General features: G+C 66.2%; 1 protein-coding gene. It reads right to left on the reverse strand.

Annotated elements, in window-relative coordinates; all coding sequences use genetic code 11:
• Positions 1-1,060 precede the first annotated feature (1,060 nt).
• A complete protein-coding gene (locus ABZU75_RS46415) occupies positions 1,061-1,378 on the reverse strand; it encodes an L-rhamnose mutarotase (protein ID WP_350926284.1) in 318 nt (105 codons plus the stop codon).
• Between the last annotated feature and the right edge of the window lie 123 nt (positions 1,379-1,501).

Consider the following 1,501-nt stretch of genomic DNA (forward strand, 5'->3'; position numbering starts at 1 on the left):
CAACCCAGACCTCCTCCGCATCCGCGTCCTGCTCGGAGACTGACCAACGCGATCACGGAAAGTGGGCCAGACCCACACGCACTTGGCCGTTGACACCCCTGCTGCCGCCTCACGAACCCTGGCCGCCGTCAAAGCCACATCACCGCCACCGGCTAACCGTCATCGGGCTGCGCACGTTTACGCGTATTCGCCTCCGCGGCGGGAGGTGTACGCCGACAACACTCACACGGCGTCACGAGAGCCATGCCCCAGACCCACGGGCATGGCTCTCTTTTTCACTAACACTCCAAGGCAGTTGATCAGCAAGTGGCTCTCAAACCGACCGACACATGGCTCTCGGATCCACCTTCATAGCCACACGTGCGATTTCCCGGCCACAACTCGGTGGTCAAGGTCGCGCTCGCCACCACCACCGCGGGATGGGCGATGACCGTCACAGCCGCAGGGCGTGGATCGAATCGCCCGCCGCCCAGCCGGCGTGCGTGCCGCTGGAGATGCGCTCGGGAGGCCTCACCCTGGCCGGCGGACCGTCGGCCCCCCTGACCGCGTCGAAGACCAGGCAGTCGGAACGGTCTTCGTTCAGGTCGGTGGTCAGCGTGACAAGTTGACATCCTCTCCGCCCTAATGGACGGAGATTCCCGCCTGCCACGTCGTACGCGGCCTCGGGTGGGTTACTGCTTCTTCGCGCGGTGCCGGAACAGGTCCCGGTCTTACCCACACTCCACAGTCGTTTGGCCTGTCCGCCTGCCCGGTGGCCAGAATGTTGATCGCAGCGTTGACATCCCGGTCATGGACGGCCGGCTGAGGCCTCCTCCGTGACGGACGTTCACGTCTTTGGCATCCCCAGCCACGCACACCGCCCGCCTCGAGTTCAGCGGCGCCCGGCCGGTGTCGAAGCTCGCGTGGCCCATCGACCCGGTCGACCGCAGGTCGATCGGCAGCAGCGCGGTAACGGGTCTCCGGTCACCCCTCGCGCGAACACCTTGAACCGCGTCTTCGAGTCGTCGTACGCCCACGAAGAGGTCTCGATCACCTGCGCCCGGAGCGAATCCTTCCCCGATCAGTTGAGGTGGAAGACCTCCTCGAGCGAGACCATGCCCTCGTCCGGGCGGCCGTCGAGGCTCTCGAAGAACGGCGCCATCTCGGCCTGCCATCGGGCGTTGACCTCTGTCGCGGCCATGGCCTCGCGGGCCGCCTCGAAGTCCTCGGTCTCCAGATAGCCGACCAGCAGCCCGTCCTCGCGCAGGAAGAGCGAGTAGTTGTGCCAGCCGGTGGCGCTCAGGGCGTCGAGCATCTCGGGCCAGACGGCACGATGGCGCTCGCGGTACTCCTGGAGGCGCTCCGGCCTCACCTTCAGCAGGAAGCAGACACGCTGCATGGGATTGCCCTTCTCGGGTGTGGCCCGCGCCCCGGCTCAACCGGGGCGGGGCCGGGCGGGGTTTTGGGTGCGAATTAGAAAATGTGGTTTTTGTGCGTTTAGAAGTCTAAGGGCGGGCCCCAC

Source organism: Streptosporangium sp. NPDC005286 (assembly GCF_040607515.1).
Classification (GTDB): domain Bacteria; phylum Actinomycetota; class Actinomycetes; order Streptosporangiales; family Streptosporangiaceae; genus Streptosporangium.